The sequence below is a fragment of the Amycolatopsis sp. NPDC101161 genome (assembly GCF_044768185.1).
In the GTDB taxonomy this organism is placed as follows: domain Bacteria; phylum Actinomycetota; class Actinomycetes; order Mycobacteriales; family Pseudonocardiaceae; genus Amycolatopsis.
Genome location: NZ_JBIWPI010000001.1, coordinates 1,720,828 through 1,740,627, shown reverse-complemented (window position 1 = coordinate 1,740,627; position 19,800 = coordinate 1,720,828). Strand labels below are relative to the sequence as shown.

23 protein-coding genes and 1 pseudogene are annotated in these 19,800 nt (G+C 73.1%); 10 read left to right on the top strand and 14 right to left on the bottom strand.

What is annotated here, in order from left to right:
* Window positions 1-20: 20 nt before the first annotated feature.
* A pseudogene (locus tag ACIRSS_RS08515) lies at window positions 21-441 on the top strand (transposase family protein); the annotation flags it as partial.
* A gap of 47 nt (window positions 442-488) precedes the next feature.
* On the opposite strand, the gene ACIRSS_RS08510 reads toward ACIRSS_RS08515, so the two are convergent.
* Both ACIRSS_RS08510 and ACIRSS_RS08505 read right to left on the bottom strand, forming a co-directional pair.
* A complete protein-coding gene (locus ACIRSS_RS08510; RefSeq protein WP_400892216.1) occupies window positions 489-1,352 on the bottom strand; it encodes a DUF3616 domain-containing protein in 864 nt (287 codons plus the stop codon).
* Window positions 1,353-1,398: 46 nt separating this feature from the next.
* Window positions 1,399-2,121 (bottom strand): TetR family transcriptional regulator, encoded by a 723-nt coding sequence (locus ACIRSS_RS08505; RefSeq protein ID WP_400892214.1) that lies wholly within the window; start codon window positions 2,119-2,121, stop codon window positions 1,399-1,401.
* Between the two features lie 88 nt (window positions 2,122-2,209).
* Between ACIRSS_RS08505 and ACIRSS_RS08500 the strand changes: the two genes are divergently transcribed.
* The 3 genes from ACIRSS_RS08500 (at window position 2,210) to ACIRSS_RS08490 (ending at window position 4,469) form a co-directional block, all read left to right on the top strand.
* Window positions 2,210-2,668 carry a glycogen operon protein GlgX gene (locus ACIRSS_RS08500; RefSeq protein ID WP_400892211.1) on the top strand — a complete coding sequence of 153 codons (459 nt, stop codon included), beginning with the start codon at window positions 2,210-2,212 and terminating at the stop codon, window positions 2,666-2,668.
* 55 nt (window positions 2,669-2,723) lie between these two features.
* Window positions 2,724-3,662 (top strand): GNAT family N-acetyltransferase, encoded by a 939-nt coding sequence (locus ACIRSS_RS08495; protein ID WP_400892208.1) that lies wholly within the window; start codon window positions 2,724-2,726, stop codon window positions 3,660-3,662.
* A 144-nt stretch (window positions 3,663-3,806) separates the two neighbouring features.
* Window positions 3,807-4,469 (top strand): signal peptidase II, encoded by a 663-nt coding sequence (locus ACIRSS_RS08490; protein WP_400892206.1) that lies wholly within the window; start codon window positions 3,807-3,809, stop codon window positions 4,467-4,469.
* A gap of 36 nt (window positions 4,470-4,505) precedes the next feature.
* On the opposite strand, the gene ACIRSS_RS08485 is transcribed toward ACIRSS_RS08490, so the two are convergent.
* The 3 genes from ACIRSS_RS08485 to ACIRSS_RS08475 form a co-directional block, all read right to left on the bottom strand.
* Window positions 4,506-5,468 carry an anti-sigma factor RsbA family regulatory protein gene (locus ACIRSS_RS08485; protein WP_400892204.1) on the bottom strand — a complete coding sequence of 321 codons (963 nt, stop codon included), beginning with the start codon at window positions 5,466-5,468 and terminating at the stop codon, window positions 4,506-4,508.
* A complete protein-coding gene (locus ACIRSS_RS08480) occupies window positions 5,465-6,298 on the bottom strand; it encodes an MEDS domain-containing protein (RefSeq protein ID WP_400893415.1) in 834 nt (277 codons plus the stop codon). The genes ACIRSS_RS08485 and ACIRSS_RS08480 overlap by 4 nt, the downstream gene beginning before the upstream one ends.
* Before the next feature lie 194 nt (window positions 6,299-6,492).
* Window positions 6,493-7,683: a cysteine desulfurase family protein gene (locus ACIRSS_RS08475; RefSeq protein WP_400892202.1), complete on the bottom strand. Its 1,191-nt coding sequence runs from the start codon at window positions 7,681-7,683 to the stop codon at window positions 6,493-6,495.
* Between the two features lie 125 nt (window positions 7,684-7,808).
* On the opposite strand from ACIRSS_RS08475, the gene ACIRSS_RS08470 reads away from it, so the two are divergent.
* Entirely contained in the window at window positions 7,809-9,248 is a 1,440-nt protein-coding gene (locus ACIRSS_RS08470) for a hypothetical protein (RefSeq protein ID WP_400892200.1), read from the top strand.
* 150 nt (window positions 9,249-9,398) lie between these two features.
* On the opposite strand, the gene ACIRSS_RS08465 is transcribed toward ACIRSS_RS08470, so the two are convergent.
* From ACIRSS_RS08465 to ACIRSS_RS08450, 4 genes are read right to left on the bottom strand one after another with little or no spacing between them, the layout of a single operon-like run.
* Complete coding sequence (locus ACIRSS_RS08465) at window positions 9,399-9,878, bottom strand: DUF664 domain-containing protein (protein ID WP_400892198.1); 480 nt, start codon at window positions 9,876-9,878, stop codon at window positions 9,399-9,401.
* Window positions 9,879-9,900: 22 nt separating this feature from the next.
* Window positions 9,901-10,569 carry a hypothetical protein gene (locus tag ACIRSS_RS08460; protein ID WP_400892196.1) on the bottom strand — a complete coding sequence of 223 codons (669 nt, stop codon included), beginning with the start codon at window positions 10,567-10,569 and terminating at the stop codon, window positions 9,901-9,903.
* Between the two features lie 19 nt (window positions 10,570-10,588).
* The gene (locus ACIRSS_RS08455; RefSeq protein ID WP_400893413.1) at window positions 10,589-10,954 is read right to left on the bottom strand and encodes a hypothetical protein; all 366 of its coding nucleotides are present in this window, start codon (window positions 10,952-10,954) and stop codon (window positions 10,589-10,591) included.
* Window positions 10,955-10,993: 39 nt separating this feature from the next.
* Window positions 10,994-11,362 carry a roadblock/LC7 domain-containing protein gene (locus tag ACIRSS_RS08450; RefSeq protein WP_400892193.1) on the bottom strand — a complete coding sequence of 123 codons (369 nt, stop codon included), beginning with the start codon at window positions 11,360-11,362 and terminating at the stop codon, window positions 10,994-10,996.
* A gap of 357 nt (window positions 11,363-11,719) precedes the next feature.
* Between ACIRSS_RS08450 and ACIRSS_RS08445 the strand changes: the two genes are divergently transcribed.
* The gene (locus ACIRSS_RS08445) at window positions 11,720-12,445 is read left to right on the top strand and encodes a PP2C family protein-serine/threonine phosphatase (protein ID WP_400892191.1); all 726 of its coding nucleotides are present in this window, start codon (window positions 11,720-11,722) and stop codon (window positions 12,443-12,445) included.
* A gap of 4 nt (window positions 12,446-12,449) precedes the next feature.
* Here ACIRSS_RS08445 and ACIRSS_RS08440 read toward each other — a convergent pair whose 3' ends face one another.
* The gene (locus tag ACIRSS_RS08440; RefSeq protein ID WP_400892189.1) at window positions 12,450-13,520 is read right to left on the bottom strand and encodes a DUF5134 domain-containing protein; all 1,071 of its coding nucleotides are present in this window, start codon (window positions 13,518-13,520) and stop codon (window positions 12,450-12,452) included.
* Between the two features lie 18 nt (window positions 13,521-13,538).
* Here ACIRSS_RS08440 and ACIRSS_RS08435 point away from each other — a divergent pair, with 18 nt between their 5' ends.
* Window positions 13,539-14,567 carry an RNA polymerase subunit sigma-70 gene (locus ACIRSS_RS08435; RefSeq protein WP_400892186.1) on the top strand — a complete coding sequence of 343 codons (1,029 nt, stop codon included), beginning with the start codon at window positions 13,539-13,541 and terminating at the stop codon, window positions 14,565-14,567.
* Between the two features lie 13 nt (window positions 14,568-14,580).
* Here ACIRSS_RS08435 and ACIRSS_RS08430 read toward each other — a convergent pair whose 3' ends face one another.
* Window positions 14,581-15,576: a sigma-70 family RNA polymerase sigma factor gene (locus ACIRSS_RS08430; RefSeq protein ID WP_400892183.1), complete on the bottom strand. Its 996-nt coding sequence runs from the start codon at window positions 15,574-15,576 to the stop codon at window positions 14,581-14,583.
* 102 nt (window positions 15,577-15,678) lie between these two features.
* Between ACIRSS_RS08430 and ACIRSS_RS08425 the strand changes: the two genes are divergently transcribed.
* Both ACIRSS_RS08425 and ACIRSS_RS08420 read left to right on the top strand, forming a co-directional pair.
* Window positions 15,679-16,251 carry a dihydrofolate reductase family protein gene (locus ACIRSS_RS08425; RefSeq protein WP_400892180.1) on the top strand — a complete coding sequence of 191 codons (573 nt, stop codon included), beginning with the start codon at window positions 15,679-15,681 and terminating at the stop codon, window positions 16,249-16,251.
* A gap of 94 nt (window positions 16,252-16,345) precedes the next feature.
* Entirely contained in the window at window positions 16,346-16,789 is a 444-nt protein-coding gene (locus ACIRSS_RS08420; RefSeq protein WP_400892178.1) for a hypothetical protein, read from the top strand.
* On the opposite strand, the gene ACIRSS_RS08415 is transcribed toward ACIRSS_RS08420, so the two are convergent.
* The gene (locus tag ACIRSS_RS08415; RefSeq protein WP_400892176.1) at window positions 16,773-17,402 is read right to left on the bottom strand and encodes an NAD(P)-dependent oxidoreductase; all 630 of its coding nucleotides are present in this window, start codon (window positions 17,400-17,402) and stop codon (window positions 16,773-16,775) included. The genes ACIRSS_RS08420 and ACIRSS_RS08415 overlap by 17 nt on opposite strands.
* Complete coding sequence (locus tag ACIRSS_RS08410) at window positions 17,399-18,316, bottom strand: EamA family transporter (protein WP_400892173.1); 918 nt, start codon at window positions 18,314-18,316, stop codon at window positions 17,399-17,401. The genes ACIRSS_RS08415 and ACIRSS_RS08410 overlap by 4 nt, the downstream gene beginning before the upstream one ends.
* 78 nt (window positions 18,317-18,394) lie before the next feature.
* On the opposite strand from ACIRSS_RS08410, the gene ACIRSS_RS08405 reads away from it, so the two are divergent.
* Window positions 18,395-19,270: a LysR family transcriptional regulator gene (locus ACIRSS_RS08405; protein ID WP_400892171.1), complete on the top strand. Its 876-nt coding sequence runs from the start codon at window positions 18,395-18,397 to the stop codon at window positions 19,268-19,270.
* Between the two features lie 45 nt (window positions 19,271-19,315).
* On the opposite strand, the gene ACIRSS_RS08400 is transcribed toward ACIRSS_RS08405, so the two are convergent.
* Window positions 19,316-19,792, bottom strand: a complete 477-nt coding sequence (locus ACIRSS_RS08400; RefSeq protein WP_400892169.1) for a (2Fe-2S)-binding protein — start codon at window positions 19,790-19,792, stop codon at window positions 19,316-19,318.
* Window positions 19,793-19,800 lie beyond the last annotated feature (8 nt).

Sequence of the window (19,800 nt, the reverse complement as noted above, 5' to 3'; positions counted from 1 at the left end):
TCACGGCGTCGCGGCCGGAGTGGATTGCCCCGCTCACGATGCGCCAGATCGGTCCCCTGTTCGGAGTGTCGCATTCCGCCGCGCGCCGGGTGATCGACACAATCGGGCCACTGCCAGCACTGGCCACGGTCCGCAAACGCCGCCTCCACGCGGTAGCGATCGTGGACGGCACCCTGGTCCCGACCTGGGATGGCCGATGGCGGCTACCAAGGCAACCCCGAGGTCGTCATGCCGTACCGCAAACCCCGCGACGGCAGCGAGCTGCCGAACTGGCAGGAAGACCTCAACGCCACCCGGCGCAAGGTTCGCGCTCGCGTCGGGCATGTCCTGGCCCGGATGAAGAACTTCAAGATTCTCCGCGACTACCGCCGCGCCGCCAGCATGTTGGCCGACACAGTGTCCGGAATCGCGAACCTGCACAACCTCCACCTCACCGACTGACCGCAAAGCCAACCCCGCCGACCGCACCACCAGTTATGAGACATCTCCTAGAGGACCGCGTAACCGCCGTTGTCGTCGACGACGAGGATCTTCCGCTCGCCGCCGGACGGGAACGTCGTGACGCCTTCGGGTTTCGCGGTCCGGTGGAAGGTGACGTCGAGCAGCTCGACGGTGTCGCCGCCGCGGGGCCAGGTGCCGAGCCGGAACGGCGCGTCGTCGTGGCTGGCCGACCGGCCGAGCAGGACCAGCAGGTCGCCGTCGCAACAGAGGTCACGAATGCCTTGCGACGCGGTGGAGTGCGGGAGCCGCGCCGAACGCACAGCGGGCTCGCCGAGCGACTCCGTCGTCCACTTCCCGCCGAGGTCGACGGGAACGTGGACCAGGGTGACGTGGCCGGGAACGGCCGGTCCGCGCAGGCCGAACAGGAGTGCGCTCGTCTCCGCGTCCCAGGCGAGGCCCTCGACGTTCAGGCCGTCGTCGTCCGGTCTGCGCCTGCCGGGCGCGGCGAGGGCGGGCAGGTGGCCGAGCAGCCAGGCCCGGAACCCGGTCATCGGTTCGGCGGGCAGGTCGCCGTCCGGGCGGTACCGGACGCGCACCAGGCCGTCGTTGACCCGGTTCCGCTCGACCGACAGCGACGAGGAGACGATGAGGAAGGTTTCGCCGTTCCGGTCGACCCGGGTGAGCCCTTCGGGGTCGCCCAGTTCCCCCGCGCCGGTGAGCCGGCGCCGGCGGATGTGGTCGACCTCCGCCAGGTCAGCGTCGAACGTCATTTCGAACAATGCGGTGGGGTCTTTGTTGTCGACGAAGGTGAAGCACCGTGCGCCCGTCCGCACCACGCCGGAAGCGTTGAACGGGTTTTCGCCGTTTCTTTCGCGGAACGGCGTCGGCTTCACGTTTTTCCGCTTCGCCACGAATCGAGTGTAGACCCCGATTCACCGGACATGGCACTCAGTGCCACTACGGGCGGCGGAGGACCTCCCCGACCTGGGCGACGACCTCGTGCAGCGGCGCCGACGTCGTCATCACGGCGACGACCGTGGCCGGCTCTTCGCGCGGAGCCCGGAATGCGGCGACGACCAGCGCGAACGCCTCGGCCGCGCGGACCTTGATGTCGTCCTCGCCGCCGGTGCGCAGCCAGCGCCGCAGGACGTGGTTGTTGGCCGCGGCGATCGCCGCGGCGGCGACGGCCGCGCGCAGGCTCGCCGCCGGGTCGCCCCGCTGCTCGTAGCGCGCCTGCAGGTAGCGCGCGAGCACGCGCTGGTAGCGGTCGACCGTCGCGACCTCCTTGTCCCGCAGCGAAGGCACCGTGCGGGTCAGGGCGAAGCGCTTGAGCGACACGTCGAGTTCGCCGGCGTAGGAGTCGAGCACGAGGCCGACCGCGTCGCAGGCCACCTCGATCGGGTCGCGCGCCGGGTCGGCGGCGGCGAAGGCGTCTTCCATCTCGGCCACGATCTCGTCGTGGTTGGCGAAGAGGACGTCGTCCTTGGCGTCGAAGTACCGGAAGAACGTGCGGCGGCCGACGCCGGCCGCGGCCGCGATGTCGTCCACCGTGGTGGCCTCGTAGCCGTTGGCGGCGAACAGGTCCACGGCCGCCGAGGCGAGGGCGCGGCGCAGCTGCCGCCGGCCCGCGGGGGTCGCCCCGACCCGGGTGGCCGGCGCGCGGCGCGGCGAATCGGTCATGGCCGGACGGTAGCAGCCGGGCTTGCTAGCGGCACTGAGTGCCGTTAGGCTGGCGGCCACTTCCCCACCGAGTGGAAAGGCGTCGCCGATGTCGCTCGACCAGCAGGTGCCCGTCGCGCCCCGGGATCCGGCGGGCGACCGGGTCGACGCCTTCTACGGCCGCCTCTTCGGCTGGCCGGTCAAATGGCGGGGAGTCCACCCGTTCCTCGCGCTGGAAAACGGGATCTGCGCGGTGACGCTGCCCAAGCTGAGCGCGGGCCCGGTCCTGTCCCGGCTCGCGGCGACGGGCTGCCAGGGCCCGGCGATGCACCTGCCCACCCAGCACGGCCCGCGCGTGGCGCTGCTCGCGGAGACCGACGGGCTGATCCCGCCGCGTGACGCGCTGCCGAGGAACGTCGAGGTGCTGGCCTGGGGAACGCTGCTGCCGCTGCCGGTCGGCCCGCGCCGGGTGGACCTGGCGACGGAATGGCTGTCGGCGCCCGATCCGCAGCACCGGTGGCTCCCGAGCCTGAGCGCGGTGCTGGCGGGGATCCCCGAACGCTTCTAGGTTCGCCGAAAAACGAGTCGACTCCCCGCCCGCGGCGGTGCCACAGTGGCCGATCATGGGGAACTCCGAGCTGCTGACCGCCGCGGACGTCGAGTCGATGCAGGAGCTGGCGCAGCGGGTCACCGCACTGCGCCTGGATCTCGTGAACAGCGACGCGTCCTACGGCGAGCTGGCCTGGAACTTCGGCCGGGGCCACGCCGCCGCCGGCGCGACCTGGCCACGCCGGCTGTGGTTCTCCGGCGGCGAGCTGGTGGCGTGGGGCTGGGCCCAGCTGCCCCGCCGGGTGCGGCGCGACGACGGCTCGGTCAAGGACGTCACCGGGGCCTACCTCGCGTACCAGGTCCACCCCGCGCACGCCGCACTGGTCGACGAAGTGATCGCCTGGTTCGACGCCACCGCGGGCGACGTCGACCGCACGGTGCTGCCCAGCGCGGCCGACGAGGCCGGCTTGGCCCGCTGGGCCGCGCACGGCTACCGGCCCGACCCGGACGCGGCGGACTCCTGGACCCAGCTCACCGAACGCGACCTCACCGAAATCGAAGAACCGGTGCTGCCGCCGGGGTTCCGGTTCCGCACCGCGGCCGAGGCCGGGCCGGCCGCCGCGGTCCGGGCCCACGTCGCCGCGTGGACGCCCACGTCGTACGACGAAGAGGCCTACGAAGGCGTCCGACGGACCACCGCGTACCGCGGTGACCTGCACGTCGTCGTCGAGGCCCCGGACGGGACGATGGCGGCCTCGGCGATCCTGTGGCTCGACGAGGCGAACGAGACCGCCGAGTTCGAGCCCGTCGGCACGCACCCGGGCTACCGGCGGCTCGGCCTCGGCCGCGCGATGCTCCTGCACGGGCTGCGGCGGGCCCGGGACGCCGGAGCGACGCACGCGACCGTCGCCTGCCTCGGCGCGCCGGGCCGCCCCGCCGCGCGCGAGCTGTACTACAGCGTCGGTTTCCGGGCGTTGTCCCGGGACCTTCCGCTCATCAAGACCGCGGGCTGAGGCCCTTCGATCGTCCGTCCACAAAGGACAGATGTTTGACCGGGCCGCCGGTGGGGTATTAACCATCCCCGCGAATCCACGCAGCCCCGTCGCCACCCGTCCGGGCGACGGCCGTGGTCGCCCGGCTTGGGCTGTGAGGCAACGATGAACCCTGACGGCACCGCCACGCCCCCGGTCCTCCGCCTGCCGTGGACGGCCTACGCCCTGCTCCTGGTCGTCGCCGCGGACCAGGTGACCAAGGCGTGGGCCTGGCGCGAAGTGCCGAGGACACGCATCAACTTCGGGGGAAACCCGCTGGTCGGGCCGGTCGTCGGCGCGTGGTACGCCGGCCCGGTGACCGGCGCGGTGCTCGACCTCGCGGGCGCCGCGCTGCTGACGGCGGCGGTGCTGCTCCTGCTGCGCCGCCGGCACCCGGTGCTCCTGCGGGCACCGGCCGCGCTGGCGATCGGCGGCTGGACCAGCAACCTGCTCGACCGCCTCGGGCTGCACCACCTCACCGCGCCGGGCAGCGTCCGCGGCGCGATCGACTTCGTGCCCCTCGGCAAGTATTCGTTCAACGTCGCGGACTTCTTCATCATCGGGGCCACCCTCGCGTTTTCGCTCGCCCACGGCTACCGGTGGGCGACGGCGAGGCTGTCCGGCGCCCCCGCGGACGTCCCGTACTGCCGCCCGCGGCCGGGCAGGCCGGCGCGCATCGTGACGGCGACCGGCGCGGTGGTGCTGGTGGCGGCCGTGACGCTCGGTGCCACCCACTACGGCGGGGCGACGCATCCCCCGCGCGTCCAGCGGACGTCCGCGAACCGGTGAGCCGGGCCGCGGCGCGCCCGTACAAGGACTGAGCGCTCAGTCCGCCGGCCGGTGCAGCCACGGGTTGCCCGCCGTGAGCCGCGCGGTGAAGCCCGTTTCGTCGCGGTACAGCGCCACCTGACTGCAGATCTGGTGCGCGATCCACAGGCCGCGGCCGCCGATCCGGCGGTCGGCCGGGAGCAGGCCGGCGAACGGGTCGTGCGGGCCCTCGCCGGTGTCGTGCACCGTCACGACCAGGTGGTCGGGGTCCGCCCAGAGCCGCATCTCGACCGGCGCGCGGCCGTGGCGCAGCGCGTTGTCGACGATCTCGCTGACCGCCAGGACGAGGTCGTCGACCTCGGCGGCGGGCAGGTCGGTCTTGCCGAGGTCGAGCACGGCCCGGCGAGCGCCCGCGGGCTGCGGGTCGGTGAGCACGACGAGCGGGGCGGTGTGCTGGATCGGGAGCGGCGCCACCGGCCGCGGGCCGGCCAGGAAGGCCAGCGGGTCGACGTAGCCGGCGTTGCCGTGGCGCCCGCCGGGCGTCGCGACGAAGGGGTGCGTACGGGCGACGTCGTCGAGCACGTGGCGCGGGGTGGTCCGGGTGTCGTAGGCGCAGATGCTGCGCAAGGGGAACTCGTCGTAGGCGTGGTTGACCGCCGACTCGTAGCGCGCCCACCCGTCCCACGACGTGTCGATCGCCGCGCGCGGGATCTCACCGAAGATGCGGATCCCGGTGGCGCCGCCGGCGACCAGCCCGGCCATCATCGCCCGGTAGGACTTGATCGCGGCGGCCGGGCGCACGTAGAGCTCGTCCGTGGTCAGGTACCGCACGTCCGCCGACGGGAGGACCTCGCGCACCAGCCCGGCCCGCGCCGGCTCCAGGGACACCATGGTCGGCTCGCCCGCGGTCAGCCCGCTCTCCAGGAACGGGACGGCGACGGCGAGCAGCTCGGCGTCGGAGCGGTAGTGGACGGCGGCGTGGTCGTAGCCCCGCGGCGCGGTCTCCGCTTCGACGGTCATGACTCCCCCTCGACGCGGACGCCGGCCAGGTCGAACAGCTCGAGCAGGCGCGCCGGCGTGGTCAGCCGCGTTCGCAGGACCACCGTCGTGGCGTGGCGCTCGGCGTAGTCGGCGACGTCGAACAGGCTGCGGTGGTCGATGAAGCCGAGGCGGTGGGCGTCGATCGCGATCGGTCCCGGGACCGCCCGCAGGTCGGCGCGTTCCAAGGCCAGCGGCCAGAGCTCGCGTACGGCCGAGTCCAGTTCCCCCGCCAGCGCGGCGACGTTCCCGGCGCGCGCGTGGCCGTGCAGGTGGAACGGCGTCGCGCCCGCGTGGGCGACCGGGTGCATGCACGCCAGCTGCGCGACGACGTCGCCGCCCAGCTCGGTCAGGTCGTAGCCGCACATCGCCGACATCGGGTGCGCGGCCATGTAGCGGTCGACGAGGTGCTCGTAGCGGGCGAAGGCGTCCAGCTGCGCGGGCGTGCGCACGAGCGACGTCGCGTCCGCGGCGACGCGCAGGCCGGTGAACCCGGCGGCGAGCGCCTCTTCGGTCGCGGCGGCGTAGAGCCGGACCTGGCCGGCGGGGTCGACGACGGTCCCGGTGGTGTAGGTCGAGTCGACGGACGAGACCAGCACCGCCCCGCGCCGCAGCCCCACGTCGAACTGCCCGGTCTCCCGCAGCTGCGCGATCAGCAAGGCCTCGTCACCGGGGGCGACGTAGAGCACCCGCTCCCCCGCGGCCAGTCCCGCGGCCAGGAAGTCCCGGGCCCGGGCGACGAACTCGGCCCGCCGCCGGTACCCCCAGCACACGTGGCCGCGCGCCGGCCCGCGGACCGGCTGTGTCGGCATCTGCACGGTGCGACAATACGCCGCCAACCGCGAACGCCGGTTCACTCACTGGTGGCGTCGGCTGGAGCGGCAGGTTTGCGCACGAGGTGGGAGGGTGGCGACCGGTTCGCGGGTCTGTTCGGCCGGATCCTGCGGCGGCACAGTCCGCACGGCCGCCACAACCCGGGCGACCGACACCCCGCAGAAGCCCCGGCTCAGCCGCCCAAGACCGCCGCGACGAGTGCGCGCGCTGCGGTGTCGACCTCCGCCTGCGTGCTCCAGCGACCCAGCGACAGCCGGATCGCCGCCGACGCTCGGCCCGCGTCGAAGCCCATCGCCGTCAGCACCGGTGATGGCGACTCGATCCCGCTGTGGCACGCCGATCCGGTGGCCGCCGCGATCGACGGGACGGCCGCCAGCACGCGGTCACCGCGGGTTCCGGCGATGCTCACGTTGAGCGTGTTCGGCAGCCGCCTCCCCTCCTCCGCGGGGCCGTTGAGGCGGACGCGGCCCGGCAGCGCCTCGGCGAGCCGCCGGTGCAGGTCGTCGCGCAGCGCGGTGATCCGCCGCGCGGCGCCCGCGGCGAGGTCGTCGGCGGCGAGGCGGGCGGCGGTCCCGAGCGCCACCGCCAGCGCGACGTTCTCGGTGCCCGCCCGCAATCCGCGTTCCTGCCCGCCGCCGTAGACGACCGGCTCCAGCGCGACGCCGTCGCGCACGAACAACGCGGCCGCGCCGCGCGGGGCGTACATCTTGTGGCCCACCACCGTCAGCAGGTCGACGCCGAGCGCGCCGACGTCGACCGGGATCTTCCCGCACGCCTGCGCGGCGTCGCAGTGCACGAGCGCGCCGCGGGAATGCGCCAGGGCGGCCAACTCCGCGACCGGCTGGATCGCGCCGGTCTCGTTGTTCGCCGCCATGATCGACACGACCGCGCGGCCCGCGCCGGCGCGCAAAGCCGCTTCCAGCGCGTCGAGGGAGACCAGCCCGTGGTGGTCGACGGGCAGCACCGTGACCCGGGTGCCGTGCAGCCGGGCGAGCGCGCGGGCCGTCTCCAGCACGGCGGGGTGTTCGGTCGCCTGGACGACGAGGTGCGCGCCGGCGGCGAGCACCGCGCCGCGCAGGGCCAGCAGGTTCGCCTCCGACCCGGACCCGGTGAACACGATCTCGCCCGGCCGCGCGCCGACCAGCTCCGCCACCTGCGCCCGCGCGGCGGCCAGCGCCCGGCGCGGTTCGCCGCCGTAGGCGTGCTCGCTCGACGGGTTCCCGAAGAACTCCGTCCAGTACGGCAGCGCGGCTTCGGTGACCCGCGGGTCGACCGGCGTCGTGGCGTTGTAGTCGAGGTACACCGGCCCGGTCGCCAGGCCCGGCGGCCGGGGGCACGCCACTTCGGTCGTCCGTCCGCTCATCCGGAGTCCTCCCTTTGCCGGAACGCGCGTCCAGCATGCCCCGCGCTGGGCGTCCGCGCCGGTTGCAACGTGGCATGCCACGTCGCAAACTGAGCCGTCCGATCCGTCCCCACCAGGAGGTCCAGGTGACCGACTTCGATCGACGTGACGTACTGCGCGCCCTCACCGCGCTGGGGGTGACCGGGGCGGCCGCGGGCCTGCTCGGCGGGACCGCCGAAGCCGCCGGCACCGACCCGCTCTCCCTGAAGTTCTCCGTGACCGAACAGTTCCGGCCCTTCGCCCTGATCGCCCCGAAGTTCGTCCAGGTCGACACCGCGGCCCGGCCCGGCGCCCTCGTCAAGACCGGGGTCCGGCCGAAGGCGCCCTACGGGACCGTGACCGTCGACGTGCTCGACGCCGGCGCTCCCGTGGTCGCCGGGCTGGCCGGGAACGGCGTTTCGGTGCTCGGCACGTACGACCCCGCGGCCGGGCAGGCCGGCATCGAAATCACCACCGCGAGCGGCACCGCCGTCGTCAAGACAGCGGCGGCGAGCCTGCCGAGGGCGTTCGGCTTCGCCGTGGTGGTCAACGAAAACGCCGTGACGGTGCTGGCCGACACCGGCGGCGGCTGGCGGCCGCTGCTGACCGAGCGCGACCAGGTCCGGGCGCGGATCGACCTGCGCGACCCGGCCGTGCTGGGCGAGCTCGGCTACGCGTACGGCAGCCGCGGCCCGGCGCGGCTGGGCCGGGTGCGGGCCGGCTACTTCGGCCAGGCGGGCGTGCGCGACCCGCACGTCGTGCAGTACGCCGACGGCCGGCCCTACGTCCACGACGGCAAGCTGTACCTGACGATGACCAACGCCGGGCTCGGCTTCTTCCAGCAGGCGCACTGGGGGGTGTGGACGCTCGACCTCGCCGACCCGACGAAGCTGGAGCAGGTCGCGGCGCTGTTCTTCGCGCGCGACGGCGTCGTGCTCGGCGACCACGCCGGCCAGATCGTCGTCGACGACGACCGGTTCATCCTGCTGATGAGCTCCTGGGGCGACTTTTCCTTCACCGGCGTCCACGTGCGGCACACCGTCACCCGCGAGAACGTGCTCTCCGGCGTGCACGTCCTGCCGACGCGACAGCTCCCGCTGCCCACCACCGTCAGCTCGTGGGACCCGGCGCTGACCCGGATCGACGGCCGGTGGCACATCGCGTTCGTCGAAAGCCCCGCGCAGCAGCCGGCTTTCGTGTTCCACCCGGCGCTGGCGGCCGCGCCGCGCGGTGCCGACTACGACGACGGCCTGACGCTGCTGGGCGCCGACACGTCGGTCAGCCAGACCGAAGGCACGATCCTGCAGCGGGTGGGCGGGCGGTGGTACCTGTTCGCCAGCGACGGCGACGCCCGCGAGTACCCGGTGTACGACCTCCGGCTGCGCAAGCTGGGCACGCTGAACGCGCCGTACGGCACGAACATCCCGCACCCGATGCTGGTGCGGATCGGGAACCGGTGGTGGCTCCCGACGTTCAACGGCACCCAGTACGCCGAGGACGTCCTCGGCTACGGCGGCCACGGCGACTTCATCTTGATGCGGGCCTGAACCGCGTCGCCGCTGTCGCGGGTCGAGGTGCGGCGGAGGGGGAAGCCGCGAGGCATGAACTCTCCCCCGCACCTGCACGCGGCCGAGCCAGCGCAGCCGCGGCCAGAACCGCACCGCGGCGATCTACCTGCGCAAGCACCGCACCGACGTCTACACCGCGCTCGCCGGCCGGCTCTGGCGGAGGATGTCGCGGGTCAGCTCGAGCTGGCCGTGGTGCTGGGCCAGCTCCTCGTACACGTGCTGCAGCGCCCCGCCTTGCGTCCGGCCCGCCGGGGTGTCCGCGTACTTCGGCGGCGCCGGCGCGCGCAAGGGTGCCGCCGGCTCGGCGACCGCCAGGTCGGCGCGCAGCTGGTCCTTGGCCGCCGCGACCCGCGACACCAGCCCCGCCACCGACCCCGACGCCGTGAACTCGGCGGCCCGGTCGCGCTCCACCGCCCGGCCGGCCACCAGGGCGCCGACCCAGAACTCGAGCACGCCCAGGCAGTGCGTCACGATCGCGTAGGGCGTGTTCGTCCCCGGCAGCGGGGGCCGGCGGTTGGCCCGCTCGTCGCCGAGGTCCGTGAGGATCGCCGTCATCCCGTCGAGGGCGCGGCCGGCGAACCACAGGTAGTCGTCCTCGCTGATCCGCATGCCCGTCACTCTGCCACGGCGCTCAGGGCGACACCTCCATTTCCAGGCCCATGACCCGGACGGTGCGCCGCCGGCGCAGCCAGCCGCGCGCGGGCGCCCCGTCCGGCAGTTCGTCGAGGAACGCCTTGCGCTGCGCCGAGGTCGTCGACCGCCAGCGCATCGCCAGCACCGGGCGGACCGGCGCGATGAAGGGCCGGACCCGTTCGTGCGCCCCCGCCAGCCGGATCTCGTACTCGCGGTCCGGCCGGTAGCCGAGGTCGAGGTCGATCAGCGGCTCGGCGCCGCCGGCGCGGTGGTGGCAGCGCGACAGCACCCGCGCGAGCTCGTCCATCGCGACCTGCAGCGTGCAGGGCATCTGGTCCTGCCAGCGGCCGAGGCGCGGAGCGTTCACCGACGCCGCCGTGACCTCGTCCGCGAGCACGACGAGGGCCCGGACCGGCGAACCGGCCAGTTCGACGCGGATCCGCCGCCGGTCCGCCTCGACGTGGAAGCGGAGCACGCGGTCGGCAACGACGGCACCCGACCGCAACCGGACCCACTCCTCGACGGCGTCGGGCGACGGGCAGGACGACACGAAGGTGAACGCCAGTCCTTCGCCGGCGAGGGTCATCGCCACCGGGAACAGGGACCCGAGGTCGTGCATCAACGCCGAGCCGATGACGAGTGCGGCACGGGAGCCGCCTCCGGTCATCGTCTCCTCCTCCCCCGAGCTACACCTGCAGGTCGGCTTCGATGCGCTTCAGGTAGTGGCGGGCCAGGGCCAGGTTCGCGCGTTCCCGGTCCAGCACCAGGTACAGGAACAGGGAGTTCCGCGACGAGTTCAGCAGCCGGATCAGGTGGTACTGGCGGTGCAACGTGATCAGGATGTCCTCGATGCTGTCGTTGAGCGCGAGCGAGGACATCACCCGCAGCTTCGACCGCACGACCTCCGTGTTGCCGGCGGCGGCGACCTCCAGGTCGAGCCAGTCGCCACCCCCGCTGGTGCCGAGCGACATCCCGCTTTCGTAGTCGACCAGCGCGACGCCGACGGCGCCGGTGATCGACATGGCTTCCTTCAACGCGGTGTCGATGTTCATCATGGTGCTGCAACCTTTCCGTTGTGACAGGCTTGTGCGCTACGCGGCCAGGATCGTGCCGATCCGGTCGATGACCGGGCGGGACTCGAAGAGCAGGCGCCCGACGTTCAGGCCCTTGTCCCCCAGCACCACCATCAACGCCAGCCGGCCGACGGCGTAGACGGCCATGTAGCCGTCGCTGCCGAACACCACCGTCTGGCTCAGCGTGCCCTTCCCGGTCATTTCGGCGGCCTGGCGCGCGATTCCGAGATCGGTGGCGGCGAGCGCGGAGATCTTCGCCGGGTCGATGTAGTCGTCCGCGTCGGCGATGATGGGTATCCCGTCGACCGCGGCGAGCACCGTACCGGTCACCCCGGCGACGCTTTCCCGGAGATTGCGCAGCTCAGCGGCCAGTGCGTCGAAATCCAATTCCTCTTTGCTTTCTTTCGGCAGCGACCGATCGGCCCGGAGGGCAGCGATCAGCCGTTCGAGTTGCCTTGTCGCCGGGGACCCTACCGCCATCATCACTGCCCGCCTATCCGTGCGGGATGGTCGCCCGTGCATTTACACGATCGGGTGAAGCGGGATGGTTGGTGTAACCGAAATAAATTCACCGGCGAAATGATCGTTCATTGATCACGGTCGACGGACGGTCGGTTGTCCGGAATTTTCGACGGGACGGTTGAAATGCGGTTATGGCATTTCCGCGGTGTCGGCCGCGGCGGTTTCCCTGAGTGATCGGCAGGTACCGTTCACCCGTTCACCGGAATCGGGCATCATGCGGGCATGACGGAACACGTCCTTCGCGCGGCCGCCGGGAGCGTCACCGGCGAGCGGTACCCGGCCAACTTCGACGTCGTGCACCTCGACGAGGAGCCGCTGCTCGCGGTGCTGGCCGACGGGATGGGCGACGGCGAAGGCAGCCGCGTGGCGGGCCGGACGGCCGTCGAGGTGTTCGTGAACCGGATCCGCCCGGTCGGGGACGCCGTCGATCCCCCGCTGCTGCGCGCGGCGGTCGCCGATGCTCAGGCGCGGGTCGGCGCGGCCGGCGAGCGGATCGGCGGCTTGACGGGCTGCACCCTGACCGCGCTGGTGGCGTCCGGCGCCGGCCTGTGGCTCACGCAGATCGGCGACTCGCGCGGCTACCGCCTGCGCGACGGGCTGCTGGAACAGCTGACGACCGACCACACCATGGCGTGGCTCGGCGCGGTCAACGGCTGGTACCCGTTCGACTCCCCCGAAGCGCACGCGGCCCGCTACCAGCTGACCCGCTACGTCGGCCACTCCGCGCGACCGGAGCCGGACGTCCTCAACATCGCGCCGCACCCCGGCGACGTCCTGCTGCTGTGCACCGACGGTGTCACCGACCAGGTGCCCTACCGTCGGGTGCGGGAAGTCCTCGCCGGGCCGGCGTCGCCCGCCCGGAAGGTCGCCCGGCTCCTGGCCGACACCGAAGAAGCGGGCGGCCGGGACAACGCGACCGCAGTCGTCGTGCACGTCGTCCCGGCCTGAGCGGCTACGACGCGTATTCGTCGTGCAGGCCGAACTTCGTGATGTGCGCCTGCCGGCCCAGCGGCGTCAGGTCGAGGTAGGTGTACGTCGTCACGAGCTGGTCGAGACCGCGTTCGTACGTCGAGTACGTGTGGTGGACGTCGTCGCCGTCGCGGAGGAAGACGCTCAGGCCCTGCCACTCCCCCTCGGCGTACCACGGCGTGCCCTTCGCCAGCAGCGTCGCCTTGTCCTTGTAGTTGTACTCGACCGGCGCGACGGACTCGTCGTTCGCGACGTGGTAGTCGAAGTTGAAGTCGCTGCCGAGCGAGGAGTACCACGGGATCGTCCAGCCCATCCGCTCCCGGAACGCCGTCAGCCGGCCGATCGGCGCCCGGGACACGAGCGCGACCGTCGTGTCGAGGGCGTGCAGGTGCTCCTCGTGCGCGATGTTGTCGACCAGCAGCGCGCAGCTGTTGTGGCCCACGGTGTCGTCCGGGCCGAACATGAAGTGGTAGACGACGAGCTGGCGGCGGCCCTCGAACAGGTCGAGCAGCCGGGCTTTGCCGGCCGCCCCTTCGAAGACGTAGTCCTTGTCCACCTTGACCATCGGCAGTTCGCGCCGCCGCGCGCTGAGCGCGTCGCGGCGCAAGGTCACCTCCTTCTCCTCCGCGAGGAGCTCCTTGCGGGCGGTCAGCCACTCGTCCCGCGAAACGATTCGGGGCAGGTTCATCGGTCGTTCTCCGTCATCCGGGGTCTGGGTCATCCGGTTCGACAAGGCGCGCGGCCGGAATGCACCGGCCCGCCCCAGCCAGAACGCGCCGGACACCGCGAAAACCAGCGTCAGCAGGACAGCGACGGGCGTCGAGACACCTCCGGGGGACAGCATCCACACCATCGCGGCCGCCATCAGGGCGTGGTGGGCGTCGTGCCCGCGCCGGCCGGCCAGGGACCGGGCCGCGAACCACAGCCCGGCGAAGCCGAAGAGCACGACCTGCGAGAACGTGCACGCCATCGCGACCATGCCCGCGCCGAGGGCCACCTGCAGCACGCCGTCGACGGTGGTGAGGACCCGGCGGCGGGCCGGTGCGGGAATCACTTCGCGGTTCCGGGTGTCATGACCGGGTGGACCGGGCACGGCGGGCGAACGCACCGGTGCATCCGGGGCCACTCGGTTGTCCGCACCGGTATGGACAGGGAGGACCCGATGTCTGACGAGGACTTCTGGCGGCTGGCGGATCCGCACCGCCGCGAGCTGCTCGCCCACTGCTACCGGCTGCTGGGCTCGTTCCAGGACGCCGAAGACCTGGTGCAGGACACGATGCTGCGCGCGTGGCAGGCTTTCGACGGCTTCGAAGGACGCTCGTCGGTGCGCACCTGGCTGTACCGGATCGCCACGAACGCGTGCCTCAACGTGCTGAAGAGCGCGCGGCGGCGGGTGCTGCCGTCCGGGCTCGGCGCCGGGGCGGAGACCGCCGGGGCCCTGCCCCGGATCGACACGGTGTCGTGGCTGGAGCCGCTGCCGACGGCCGGCGACGACCCCGCCGAGCTGGCCGCCCTGCGCGACAGCACGCGCCTCGCGGTGGTGGCGGCGTTCCAGCGGCTGCCGGCGCGGCAGCGGGCGGTGCTGATGCTCGTCGAGGTGGCGGGGTTCGCGGTGTCGGAGGCGGCCGCGACGCTGGGGATGACCACGACGGCGGCCCGCAGCGCGTTGCAACGCGCCCGCGCGACGCTGGCGGCCGACCAGCCGGTCGAGAACGAGGTCCGGCCCGACCCGGCCCTCGACGACGAGGTCCTGCGGCGTTACTTGAAGGCGTTCGAGGACGCGGACACGGCGGGCCTGGCGGCGCTGCTGCGGTCGGACGTCGAGTACCAGATGCCCCCGATCGCGGTGTGGTTCCACGGCCGCGACGCGGTCCTGGAGCACCACACGCGCCGGGTCTTCACCTCCCCCCGCCGGGCGCTGCCGACGAGCGCGAACGGGTTCCCGGCGGTGGGCAGCTACACGAGACAGGCGGACGGGTCGTTCGCCGGGCACGGGATCCACGTCCTGGAGGCCGACGGCGGGGTCATCGGCCGGATCGTGGTGTTCCTGGACGAGAAGCTGTTCCCGGCGTTCGGGCTCCCCGAGACGCTGCCGGGCTGAACCGGATCGATGTTCAGCCCGGGTTCCGGCTCTCCGGCAGCGACCGGGGCAGGCCGAACGCCGGGAGCACGCTGTTCTCGAACCGGGTCAGCGCGCTGATCCGCTCCCCCGCCAACGTCAGCACGTACAACCCCGTTCCGTGCCGGATGCCGGACGGCGCGCACAGGTACGCGCCGAACGCCGGCTGGCCGTTGGCGCGCGTCGGGACGAGGGCGAACCGGCGGCCCGCGCCGAACAAGCCCTCGCAGAGCCGGCCCACCACGTCCCGGCCTTCGTATTCGAGCGGCAACGGCGGCATCGACACGAACACGTCGTCGGTCAGCAGGGCCACCAGCGCGTCGATGTCGGCGGTTTCCCACGCCCGCGCGAAGTTCGCCACGACCGCCTGCTCGGCGGCTGAGCCGGGCGCGGGCGCCGGTTCGCCCGCCGGCCGGCGCCGCAGCCCGGCCCGGGCCCGCTTGAGGGCGCTCTTCACCGAGTCGACCGTCGTGTCCAGCATGGCGGCGACCTCGCCCGCCGGGAACCCGAGGACGTCGCGCAGCACCAGCACCGCCAGCTGGCGCGGCGGCAGGACCTGCAGCGCCGTCACGAAGGCCAGCGACACCGATTCGCGCTGCTCGTACCACGCCTCCGGGCTCGGTGGCGTGGGAAGGAGCGCGTCAGGGAAGGGCTCGAGCCAGACGACTTCGCCGAGCCGCGTCGGTTCGGGCGGTTCGATGCCGGGGATGTCCCACGCCTTGGCCGGGCGCCGCGCGGCCGCGCGCAGCGCGCTGAGGCAGCGGTTCGTGGCGATCCGGTACAGCCAGGTGCGGATCGACGCGCGGCCGTCGAACCCTTCGAGGCCCCGCCACGCCGACAGCAGCGTGTCCTGGAGGGCGTCTTCGGCGTCCTGGTACGAGCCGAGCATCCGGTAGCAGTGCACCTGCAGCTCCCGGCGGTGCGGCTCGGTCAGCACCCGGAACGCCTCGCCGTCCCCGGCCCGCGCCCGCCCGATCAGTTCGGTTCCCATCCGGCCTCGTCTCCCTGCTCGCGCTTCCATCCTGTACGGACGCCGCGCGGGCCGGAAAGGGGGCGCCGCCCCCTTTCCGGCCGTCCCGGCGTCAGTCCCGGCATGGGAAAAATCATCATCAGCGAAAACGTCACGCTCGACGGAGTCATCGAAGACACCCGCGGGGACGAGGGGTCCGTCAGCTGGTTCACCGGGATCGGCGACGACGACCGCGCGGCCTGGGCCGAAGCCGAGTACGCGGAGGCCGTCGGCGCCGCGGCCCTCCTCATGGGCAGGAAGACCCACGCGTACTTCCTGAACCGGGGCTGGGCGTCCCGCGCCGGCGAGTGGGCGGACCGGTTGCGCGCCCTGCCGAAGTACGTCGTCTCCTCCTCCGCCGTCGACGACGCCGGCTGGGGCGAGACGACGGTCCTGGCGGGCGACGTCGTCAAGGAGGTCGCGAAACTGAAGGAGGAAGTGAGCGGGGAGATCGTCGTGTACGGCAGCGGAAAGCTGGTCCGCACGCTGATCGAGCACGACCTGGCCGACGAGCTGCGGCTGATGACCTACCCGTTCGTAGTCGGCGCGGGCGCGCGGCTCTTCCCGGAGGCCGGCGTCAAGCCCGCTCGGCTGCTCGGCACGCGTCCGGTCGGGTCGGCCTTGGTCCTGCTGACCTACGAGCTGATCCACCCCTGACCTCGACGTCGGCCTCGACCTCGGCCGAAAGGACGAGATCCGCTGTCCCTTCGGCCGAGGTGGTGGGCAGCACCCGCGGCCTAGCTTGATCGTCATGGACTTCACAGCCAGGAGGATCGGGGTCCTCTCGGCCGCCGCAGGGGCCGCGGTGGTGGCGATCGGGGCCACCGTCCTCGCCACCGCCGCCGGCCCCGTCGCGCCCGAGGTCCTGAGCGCGACCCCGGCCGAGGCCGGGCACGAGGGCCAGGGCAAGTACACCGCCGGGGACTACGTGCTGACCGTGCGCGAGCTGAACGACGACGGCGAAGGCAAGGGCACGACGATCGGCCCGCACACCGCGTACTACTCGAAGGTCCTGCACGGCACCGGCTCGTGGCAGCCGACGGTCATCAAGTTCTCCGCCGGCCGCGACAGCGACGCGCCGACCGTCTTCACCTACCCCGTTCCCGGGCCGGGCAAGGGGGTCGACTGCGTCGCGTCCGGGACCGAGGCCGCGCCGCAGGTGCGGTGCGAGACGAAGGTCAGTAGCCGACCGTGAAGTGCCGGTCCGCACCGGCGTTCTCGAGCTCGTCGACGACCGCCGTCGCGAGGTCTTCGGCCGAGATCGCGGACGTGCCGTCGGGCCGGGTCAGCAGCGTCGTCGTGCCGCGGCGGTAGCCGCCGGTCGGGGTGCCGGGCTCGAGGACCGCCGGCGGGCTGAGGTAGACCCAGTCGGCGGCCGGGTGCGCCCGGCAGACGGCCGGTTGCGCGGCGCTCGCGGCGGCGATGGCGCGGTACTCCGGCGGGACGTACCGCGGGTCGTCGAGGACCAGGCCGCCACCGGGGACGCGCAGCGGCGCCGCACCGCCGACGACGAGGACGCGGGCGCCCGCTGTCGCGGCCGCGTCGAGCAGCGCGGTCGTCGTGGCGCCGACGGTGTGTTCTCGCCCCGGCACCGGCCGGGCCGCGGCCACGACCGCGTCGGTGCCCGCGAAGAGCGTGGCCATCCGCTCCGGATCGCCCGCGTCGGCTACGGCCGTCCCGACGCCGGGCGGCAGGACGGCCGGGCGTCGCGTCCGCAGGATCGCGAGGAGGTCGTGGCCGCGCCGGGCGGCTTCGGTGAGGACACGGGAGCCGACCATGCCCGCGGCGCCCACTACGGCGATCTTCACCGGGACTGTCCTTTCCGGACGGACGGGGCGGGGAGCTGGCCGGCGACGAGCGCGGCCAGGGCGAGCGCGAACCCGGCCAGCTGGACCACACCGAGGGTCTGGTGCAGGACAGCCGCGCCGAGGACGGCCGCGACCAGCGGGGACAGCAGCCCCAGCACGGCCACCGACGCGACCGGCAACGTCGTGACGCCGCGGAACCACAGGGTGTAGGTCAGCAGCCCGCCGATCAGGCCGAGCCAGACGTAGCCGAGCGCGGCGCGGCCGTCGATCGACGGTGGCGCGCCCTCGAAGAGAGCCGTGAGCGGCAGCAGGAATAGGCCGCCCGCGGTGAGCTGCCAGCCGGCGAACGCCGCCGGGCCGACGCCTTCCGGGCGTCCCCAGCGCTTGGTCAGCGTCACGCCGAGCGCCATCGTGGCCGCGCCGCCGAGGCCGGCCGCGACGCCGACGCCGTCGAAGGTCGCCGCCGGGCCGAGCACCACCAGGCCGACGCCCGCCATGCCCGCCACACCCCAGCCGAGCCGCCAGCCCGACAAGCGCTGGCGCAGCAGGGGTACCGACAGGACGGCGACGACGAGCGGCTGCCCGGCACCCAGCGTCGCGGCGACGCCGCCAGGCAGGCGCTGCGCGGCGACGAACAGCAGCGGCAGGAAGATGCCGATGTTGAGCACGCCGAGCGCGGCGGCCTTGCCCCACCAGGCGCCGCGCGGCAGCGTCCGGGTGAAGGCGAGCGCGATGAGCCCGGCGGGCAGCGCGCGCAGGAGGCCGGCGAAGAGCGGGTGGCCGGCGGGGAGGAACTCGGTGGTGACGAGGTAGGTGGTGCCCCACACGGCGGGAGCCGCCGCGGTGAGCGCGATGCGGGGCAGGTCGACGCGGCGGGTGTCGCCGGGGTCCGTCCGCAGGAGCTGGCTGGTCATACCGAAATCTCACCGGACGGTGATCGATGAGTCCAACACATGTTCGTCACCGCAGCGATCGTGGTTCAAGATGGATGCGTGGAACTCCAGCAGCTGCGGTACGTCGTCGCGATCGCCGAAACGAACAGCTTCACCCGGGCCGCCGAGCGGTGCCTGGTCGTCCAGTCGGCGCTCAGCCACCAGGTCGCGCGGCTCGAGCGCGAGCTCGGCGCGCGGCTGTTCGAGCGGACGAGCCGCCGGGTCCGGCTGACCCCGGCGGGCGAGGCGTTCCTGCCGTCGGCGCGCCAGTGCCTGGCCTCGGCGGAGCGGGCGGCGGCCGAGGTCGCGGCGGCGGTGGGCGAGGTGCGCGGACGGCTGGCGGTCGGCCTGATCCCGACGGTCACCGCGGCCGACGTCCCGGCCACGATCCGCGAGTTCCACGACCGGTACGCGCAGGTGCGCATCAGCCTGCGGGTGGGGGCGAGCGACGACCTGATCGAGCAGGTCCGCGACGGCAGCCTCGACGTGGCGTTCCTCGGCCTGCCGACGACGGCGAGCCCGCGCGGCGTCGCGGTCCGCGAGCTGGCCCGCGGCCACCTGATCGCGGTGGTGGCCCCGGACCACCCGCTCGCCGGCGAACCGACGGTCAGCCTGAAACGCCTGGCCGCGGAGGTGTTCGTCGACCTGCCGCCGGGCACGGCCGGGCGCGCGCAGTCCGACCAGGCGTTCGCGGCGGCGGGCCTCGACCGCGAGGTGGCGTACGAGGTGACGAGCGCGGACTACGTGCCGCGCCTGGTCGGCCCCGGGCTGGGGGTGGCGATGCTGCCGTCGGGGTACGCGCCGCAGCTGACGGGCGTGGTGACGATCGAGATCACCGACGCCCCGGCCCGGGTGGAGTACGTGATCTGGGCGGCGGCGAACCCGACCCCGGCGGCGACGGCGTTCCTCGACTTGCTGGGCACCGGTCGTGAGTGAGAAACGGTGTTCTAACCCTGTTTCCCACTCACGACCGGCCGGGCGTCACATCTTCTCCGCTCCCGCCTTCACCGCCTCGCGGATCCGCGCGTAGGTCCCGCAGCGGCAGATGTTGCGGATCTCGTCCAGGTCCGCGTCCGTGATCTCGTGGCCCGCCGCCCGGGCCTGGCGGACCTTCGCCACCGCCGCCATGATCTGGCCCGGCTGGCAGTAGCCGCACTGGGCCACGTCGAACTCCAGCCACGCCTCCTGCATCGGGTGCAGGTCCTGGCCCACCGTCGCCGGCAGGCCCTCGATCGTCGTGATCTCGTCGGACTCCGCGATGTCGGCCACGCGGACCGAGCACGGGTTGAACGCCTTGCCGTTGATGTGGCTGGTGCACGCCTTGCAGACGTCGAGCCCGCAGCCGTACTTCGGGCCCTTGATGCCCAGCAGGTCGCGCAGGACCCACAGCAGCCGCAGGTCGTCGTCGGCGTCGACCGTGACCACCTTGCCGTTGATCTTCAGGGTGTGTTGCGGCACTGCGGTCT

Bases quoted from the DNA above. Each gene is read 5' to 3' on its own strand.
- ACIRSS_RS08485 (WP_400892204.1), bottom strand. From the start codon at position 5,468: ATGACCGTCGAAGCGGAGACCGCGCCGCGGGGCTACGACCACGCCGCC.
- ACIRSS_RS08490 (WP_400892206.1), top strand. From the start codon at position 3,807: ATGAACCCTGACGGCACCGCCACGCCCCCGGTCCTCCGCCTGCCGTGG.
- ACIRSS_RS08500 (WP_400892211.1), top strand. From the start codon at position 2,210: ATGTCGCTCGACCAGCAGGTGCCCGTCGCGCCCCGGGATCCGGCGGGC.
- ACIRSS_RS08460 (WP_400892196.1), bottom strand. From the start codon at position 10,569: ATGACCGGAGGCGGCTCCCGTGCCGCACTCGTCATCGGCTCGGCGTTG.
- ACIRSS_RS08420 (WP_400892178.1), top strand. From the start codon at position 16,346: ATGGACTTCACAGCCAGGAGGATCGGGGTCCTCTCGGCCGCCGCAGGG.
- ACIRSS_RS08425 (WP_400892180.1), top strand. From the start codon at position 15,679: ATGGGAAAAATCATCATCAGCGAAAACGTCACGCTCGACGGAGTCATC.
- ACIRSS_RS08465 (WP_400892198.1), bottom strand. From the start codon at position 9,878: ATGCGGATCAGCGAGGACGACTACCTGTGGTTCGCCGGCCGCGCCCTC.
- ACIRSS_RS08475 (WP_400892202.1), bottom strand. From the start codon at position 7,683: ATGAGCGGACGGACGACCGAAGTGGCGTGCCCCCGGCCGCCGGGCCTG.
- ACIRSS_RS08445 (WP_400892191.1), top strand. From the start codon at position 11,720: ATGACGGAACACGTCCTTCGCGCGGCCGCCGGGAGCGTCACCGGCGAG.
- ACIRSS_RS08435 (WP_400892186.1), top strand. From the start codon at position 13,539: ATGACCGGGTGGACCGGGCACGGCGGGCGAACGCACCGGTGCATCCGG.
- ACIRSS_RS08495 (WP_400892208.1), top strand. From the start codon at position 2,724: ATGGGGAACTCCGAGCTGCTGACCGCCGCGGACGTCGAGTCGATGCAG.
- ACIRSS_RS08430 (WP_400892183.1), bottom strand. From the start codon at position 15,576: ATGGGAACCGAACTGATCGGGCGGGCGCGGGCCGGGGACGGCGAGGCG.
- ACIRSS_RS08410 (WP_400892173.1), bottom strand. From the start codon at position 18,316: ATGACCAGCCAGCTCCTGCGGACGGACCCCGGCGACACCCGCCGCGTC.
- ACIRSS_RS08455 (WP_400893413.1), bottom strand. From the start codon at position 10,954: ATGAACATCGACACCGCGTTGAAGGAAGCCATGTCGATCACCGGCGCC.
- ACIRSS_RS08505 (WP_400892214.1), bottom strand. From the start codon at position 2,121: ATGACCGATTCGCCGCGCCGCGCGCCGGCCACCCGGGTCGGGGCGACC.
- ACIRSS_RS08480 (WP_400893415.1), bottom strand. From the start codon at position 6,298: ATGCCGACACAGCCGGTCCGCGGGCCGGCGCGCGGCCACGTGTGCTGG.